This window comes from Phytobacter sp. V91 (genome assembly GCF_965644225.1).
Classification (GTDB): Bacteria; Pseudomonadota; Gammaproteobacteria; order Enterobacterales; family Enterobacteriaceae; genus CBFFRJ01.
In genome coordinates this window covers 1-5,753 of record NZ_CBFFRJ010000199.1, presented here as the reverse complement: position 1 = coordinate 5,753, position 5,753 = coordinate 1, and the positions used below count along the sequence as shown (strand labels likewise).

At 54.0% G+C, this 5,753-nt stretch carries 7 protein-coding genes; 1 reads left to right on the top strand and 6 read right to left on the bottom strand.

Annotation, left to right across the window (positions count from 1 at the left end; all coding sequences use genetic code 11):
• Positions 1-257: 257 nt before the first annotated feature.
• Positions 258-545: a type II toxin-antitoxin system RelE family toxin gene (locus tag ACSZO4_RS24270; RefSeq protein ID WP_437891646.1), complete on the bottom strand. Its 288-nt coding sequence runs from the start codon at positions 543-545 to the stop codon at positions 258-260.
• Entirely contained in the window at positions 545-784 is a 240-nt protein-coding gene (relB, locus tag ACSZO4_RS24265; protein WP_437891645.1) for a type II toxin-antitoxin system antitoxin RelB, read from the bottom strand. Before relB ends, ACSZO4_RS24270 begins: the two co-directional genes overlap by 1 nt.
• A 246-nt stretch (positions 785-1,030) precedes the next feature.
• Here relB and xni point away from each other — a divergent pair, with 246 nt between their 5' ends.
• A complete protein-coding gene (xni, locus tag ACSZO4_RS24260; RefSeq protein WP_437891644.1) occupies positions 1,031-1,786 on the top strand; it encodes a flap endonuclease Xni in 756 nt (251 codons plus the stop codon).
• Between the two features lie 70 nt (positions 1,787-1,856).
• Here xni and fucO read toward each other — a convergent pair whose 3' ends face one another.
• The 4 genes from fucO to ACSZO4_RS24240 form a co-directional block, all read right to left on the bottom strand.
• The gene (gene fucO, locus ACSZO4_RS24255; protein ID WP_437891643.1) at positions 1,857-3,002 is read right to left on the bottom strand and encodes a lactaldehyde reductase; all 1,146 of its coding nucleotides are present in this window, start codon (positions 3,000-3,002) and stop codon (positions 1,857-1,859) included.
• 27 nt (positions 3,003-3,029) lie between these two features.
• Positions 3,030-3,677, bottom strand: coding sequence for an L-fuculose-phosphate aldolase (gene fucA / locus ACSZO4_RS24250; RefSeq protein WP_437891642.1), 648 nt, complete (start codon positions 3,675-3,677; stop codon positions 3,030-3,032).
• 80 nt (positions 3,678-3,757) lie between these two features.
• The gene (locus tag ACSZO4_RS24245; RefSeq protein WP_437891641.1) at positions 3,758-4,708 is read right to left on the bottom strand and encodes an ABC transporter substrate-binding protein; all 951 of its coding nucleotides are present in this window, start codon (positions 4,706-4,708) and stop codon (positions 3,758-3,760) included.
• Positions 4,709-4,782: 74 nt separating this feature from the next.
• Entirely contained in the window at positions 4,783-5,676 is an 894-nt protein-coding gene (locus ACSZO4_RS24240; protein ID WP_437891648.1) for an ABC transporter permease, read from the bottom strand.
• Positions 5,677-5,753: the final 77 nt, after the last annotated feature.

Sequence of the window (5,753 nt, the reverse complement as noted above, 5' to 3'; positions counted from 1 at the left end):
ATAAATTAACCTGCTTTTGATGTTGGATTGAACATATCAAAATCAGGCAATTACACAATTTTATGTACAGGCTCACCCATTGACTTTAAACACAGCTGCTCTCCCCAAGGGGCGAGGGGATCGTCCGTGCTCTTTTTAGGGTTTGTCATCAGTCTGAGCCCCTTCGGGGGCTTTTTTGCATCCGCCATCGGTGGATTCAGGCGGGCGCAAAGCAGAAGCGGCGCCATCATTGCGAGAAAGAGATATCCTGCTTTATTTCAGAGAATGCGTTTAACTGCCTCACTATAAACTTCCTCGCGTTCTCTTTTCCCCACCGAAACGACGAAAACAACGACCTTCTCTTCCTGGACCTGGTATACAAGGCGGTAACCTGATGACTTTAGCTTTATCTTGTAACAGTCAGGCATCCCACGCAGTTTATTGGCTTCAATTCGGGGTGACTCAAGTACTTCAGCCAGCTTCTTTTTCAACTGTTCACGTACCGTCGAGCCCAGCTTTCGCCATTCCTTTAGTGCCCGCTCGTCAAAATCCAGTAGATACGCCATCAGAGCTCATCCAGGGTTATACGTACTGGCTTAGGATTGCGCAGACGCTCCCTCACGATCTCCACGAGTTCAGCATCTTCATCACTCAGGAGTGTCTGTTTGAACGGTAAGCGTTCATTGTCAGCGATATATTCAAGCATCAGACGAAGCGCTTCTGAGGGAGTTACACCCATTTTTTCAAGCGCAGCATAAGCACGAGCTTTAAGTTCATCGTCAATACGCAGGTTGATGCTACCCATGTCATACACCTCATGTAAATACAAATGTCATTACAAGCATCGCACTACCGAATACATATGGCAAGTCACGCTGCAAGTCAGAAGAATGGGGCGGTACCGTCAACATACGGCTCCCATCCCGGGGCTTTCCGTCAGGGGGCATGACAATCCAGCGTTAACACAATTCAGGCAACGGCATGCCAACGCATAGTCTCCCGTGGCGGGCAGTGTTACCCTTAGCAGGTTAATCTTCGCCTTGAGGGAACAATGGCTATTCATCTGCTTATTGTCGATGCACTGAATCTTATTCGCCGTATCCACGCGGTGCAGGGGTCGCCCTGCGTCACCACCTGCCAGCATGCGCTCGACCAGCTTCTTCGCCACAGCGAACCCACTCACGCCGTTGCCGTCTTTGACGATGAAGCGCGCAGTACCGGCTGGCGACATCAAATCCTGGCCGATTACAAAGCAGGCAGGCCCCCGATGCCGGACAGTCTTCATGATGAAATGCCCGCTCTGCGCGCCGCCTTTGCCGAACGCGGGGTTATGAGCTGGGTATCGCCGGGAAACGAAGCTGACGATCTGGCGGCCACCCTGGCTGTAAAAGTGACAACAGCGGGTCATCAGGCCACGATTGTCTCCACTGACAAGGGCTACTGCCAGTTACTCGAACCGGGTATTCGTATTCGCGACTATTTTCAAAAACGCTGGCTGGATGCCCCCTTTATTGAAAAAGAGTTTGGCGTCGCGCCGCAGCAACTTGCTGATTACTGGGGACTGGCGGGCATCAGCAGCTCAAAGGTGCCTGGTGTGGCAGGTATAGGCCCGAAAAGCGCCACCCAGTTACTGGGGCAGTATCAAAACCTGGAAGGGCTGTATGCCCATCTGGATGAGGTGCCGGAGAAGTGGCGTAAGAAACTGGTTGAGCACAAAGAGATGGCCTTTATGTGCCGGGATATTGCCCGTCTGCAAACCGATATTCAGGTCGATGGCAATTTACAGCAACTGCGTCTGGCAAAATAACCGCCGCGTATCCGGCCTGCGTTCAGTGTCACCCGCAGGCCGGGCAGGGCGTTTTGCTTCCCTGGCGTTACTACGCGGTATGATAGAGCGCGATAATATCCTCAAGCGTCGCCTCACGAGGATTGCCACCGGTACAGACATCATCCAGAGCCGCCTGCGCCAGAGCCGGAATGTCCTCTTTACGCACCCCAACGTCACGTAAGTGTGCCGGGATCCCCACGTCGCGGTTAAGGGCAAACACCGCTTCCACCGCCGCATCACGCGCCGAATCCAGACTCATATCCTCCACTTTCACCCCCATCACGCGGGCGATATCGCGGTATTTCTCCTGCGTGAATTCAGCGTTATAGCGCATGATGTGCGGCAGCAGGACAGCATTCGCCACACCGTGCGGGGTGTTGTAAAACGCGCCCAGCGGATGCGCCATGCCGTGAACCAGACCCAGACCGACGTTGGAAAATCCCATACCCGCGACATATTGCCCCAGCGCCATTGCCTCCCCGGCGGCCGACTCACCGGCAACGGAACCACGCAGAGCGCCGGCAATGATCTCAATGGCTTTAATGTGCAGCGCATCGGTCAGCGCCCATGCTCCACGGGTAATATAGCCTTCGATAGCATGGGTTAAGGCATCGACGCCGGTTGCGGCTTTCAGTGCTGCGGGCATACCGTCCATCATGTCGGCATCAATAAAGGCCACCTGCGGAATATCGTGCGGATCCACGCAGACAAATTTGCGCCGTTTTTCCTCATCGGTGATGACGTAGTTAATGGTCACCTCTGCGGCGGTCCCTGCAGTTGTCGGGATCGCCATAATCGGCACGCTCTGTTTGCGCGTCGGGGAGAGACCTTCAAGACTGCGTACATCGGCAAATTCAGGGTTATTGCTGATGATGCCGATGGCTTTACAGGTATCCTGCGGTGAACCGCCGCCAATCGCTATCAGGTAGTCAGCCTCACTGCGCTGATAAGCCGCAAGCCCGGCCAGCACCACCCCGATCGTGGGGTTAGGGATGACCTCAGAAAAGATCTCCCACCTCAGCCCTGCGCTGTCGAGCTTGTCAGTCACCTTCCCCACCAGACCGCAGCCCACAAGAGTGTTATCGGTGACGATCAACGCCTTACGATAGCCCCGGCGTGTCACTTCATCAGTTAAAGCCGCTATCGCCCCCCGGCCAAACCAGGCCGTCTCGTTTAAAATCATTCTGTTTGCCATCTTTACTCTCCGTTTTCCGGCAGCAGATCAGGCCTCAACCCGCAGCCCGTAGGTTTTGAATTTTTCCAGTACCACCGCGATCTCTTCATCATCAAGCACCGGAACCGGATCGGTAATCGCAAGAGTGCTGAGATACAACCGGGCAAGCACTTCCACTTCATGGGCCAGCCACAGTGCCTTTTCTAAATTCTCCTCGCAGGCAATCACCCCGTGATGTTGTAGCAGGGTGGCTTTGCGGTTTTTCAGCGCCACGGCCACATGTTCAGAAAGCACGCGGGTGCCAAAGGTGGCGTAAGGCGCACAGGGGATGGAGTTGCCTCCCGCGGCGGCAATCATGTAGTGGATTGCCGGAATCGGTCGGTTGAGGATCGAGACCGCGGTAGCATGAACGGAATGGTTGTGCACCACCGCCCTGGCATCTGGCCGGGTCTGGTAGGCGCTGAGATGAAAACGCCATTCACTGGAGGGCAGCTTCCCGGCGTCATATTTGCCGTCGTTATCGACGTAGACAATCATCTCTTCGCTCAATCTTTCGTAGGGAATACCGCTGGGGGTAATCAGCATGCCCTTGTCAAAACGGACACTCACATTTCCGGCAGTGCCCTGATTTAAACCCAGCCGGGTCATTTCAAGACAGGTATCGATAATCTCGCGCGCTAAACGCTTTCTTTCCATTGTGTTTCTCCGCTGAAGGCTGCTTTTGCCACAGGAGAAAAAAACACTCCGGTGGCGGTTTTTTTCAGAATGAGGGGGCGTTATTTCTTGCCGAACGGATGCAACAACTTCTCGATCTCAGGCGTATTAATGTTCTTCGCATTAACAAATCTGACCGGAATATCGATCTCTTTAGCGATGGTTTGCCCGGAAATAGCAGCATCCAGCGCTTTGATCCCCTGATAACCAATCTGGTAGGCGTCCTGCACCACAAAGCCCTGAATCACGCCTGATTTTAAGAAGTTGATAATGGCCTCAGTGCTGTCAAAGCCGATGACTTTCACTTTGCCCTTCACATTCTGGCTGTCGATGGCATTGGCCACCCCCAGCGTCGAACCTTCGTTGGTGCCATAGATCCCGGCCAGATCCGGATTGGCCTGCAACATGTCGATGGTTTTATCCATCGCTTTTTGCGGATCGCCATCGCTGTACTGCACCGGGAGCACCTTGATATCCGGATATTTTTCTTTCATCTGCGCCACAAAACCTTCAGAGCGTTCAATCGCCGATGATGTCCCCGCCACGTGGGCGATAATCCCCACCTTGCCTTTGTTATTGATCAGTTCAGCCAGGGCATCCGCAGCCTGCGCCCCGGCTTTACGGTTATTGGTCGCGACAAAACTGACCGGAATTTCAGAGTTCACGCCAGAGTCAAAGGTCACCACTTTGATCCCCCGTGAATGGGCCGTTTCCACCAGCGGGGCCAGCGCATTGGCGTCAAGTGCCGCGAGCAGCAGGCCATCAGGCTTGCGTGCCATCGCGTTTTCCACCAGTTGGATCTGTTCGGCAATTTGGGTTTCATCTGCCGGGCCAACGTAGCTGGTCTTATCCCCCAGCTCTTTGGCCGCCGCTTCCGTTCCCATCTTCACGGTCTGCCAGAATTCGTGCTGGAAGCCTTTACTGACCACCGGCAGGGTTAAATCTTTCGCCAGCGCGCTGGTTGTCACGCAAGCCAGCAGGGATAACGCATAGACAACATTCAGGGTTCTCATTTTTATGCTCCATTTTGAGTTAACGCCCGGCAACAGCCTGGGCGTCAGGGTCCCGAAAATCGGGAGGGTAAGCGTCAACGTAATTTTTTGCGTAATGTGTCGAGGTATACCGCTGCAACTACCACAACCCCCATGGCAACCATCTGCCAGAACTGCGAAACACCCATCAGGTTGAGGCCATTTTTCAGAACGCTCATAATGAATGCGCCGATAATGGTGCCGCCGATGGTGCCAATGCCCCCCATCAGGCTGGTGCCGCCAATCACCACCGCGGCGATCGCTTCCAGCTCATAGCCTACCCCCACCGTCGGTTGACCGGAGTTGAGCCGCGAGGCGAGGATCACCCCGGCCACACCGGTAAGCAGACCGCAGAAGGAGTAGACAAATATTTTGACGCGCTGGACTTTAATCCCGGAGAGATGAGCGGCGACTTCATTGCTGCCCACGGCATAGACGTAGCGCCCAATGACCGTTTTTTTCAGGATATAGCCCGCAATCAGCGCCACGATGACGAGATAAAAAACCGGATAAGGCAGGACATCAAATAAGCGTCCCTGGGCTAACAATTTGAACGACGGATAATCAGAGAAATAAATAGCCCGGCCGTCGGTCATCACCATGTTGATGCCGCGTACCGACATCATCAGCCCGAGGGTGGCAATAAACGGCGGAATAGTGGCTTTGGTGACCAGCAGTGAATTGACATAGCCACACAGTCCCCCGGCCAGCACGCCGCCCAAAATGCAGATGGGTAAAGGCAAACCTAAGGTGGCGCAAATCCCCACCGCCACCCCGGAAAACGCCACCACCGAGCCAAGAGAGAGATCGATCCCGGCGGTGATAATGACAAAGGTCACGCCAATTGCCATGATGCCAATGACCGAAGTTTGTAATGCAATGGTCATCAGGTTTTCAGTATTAAAGAAAAAGGGTGAGCTCAGACTGAAAAAAAGCACCAGGATAATCAGACTAAGGAAGGTGCGATTTAATCGGTGGGGTTCAGTGGAGTCCTTATCTGTATTAGCCTTACCTTAGCTGAGCTGTA

Coding starts and splice junctions, on each gene's coding strand:
- ACSZO4_RS24270 (WP_437891646.1), bottom strand. CDS start 545: ATGGCGTATCTACTGGATTTTGACGAGCGGGCACTAAAGGAATGGCGA.
- relB (WP_437891645.1), bottom strand. CDS start 784: ATGGGTAGCATCAACCTGCGTATTGACGATGAACTTAAAGCTCGTGCT.
- xni (WP_437891644.1), top strand. CDS start 1,031: ATGGCTATTCATCTGCTTATTGTCGATGCACTGAATCTTATTCGCCGT.
- fucO (WP_437891643.1), bottom strand. CDS start 3,002: ATGGCAAACAGAATGATTTTAAACGAGACGGCCTGGTTTGGCCGGGGG.
- fucA (WP_437891642.1), bottom strand. CDS start 3,677: ATGGAAAGAAAGCGTTTAGCGCGCGAGATTATCGATACCTGTCTTGAA.
- ACSZO4_RS24245 (WP_437891641.1), bottom strand. CDS start 4,708: ATGAGAACCCTGAATGTTGTCTATGCGTTATCCCTGCTGGCTTGCGTG.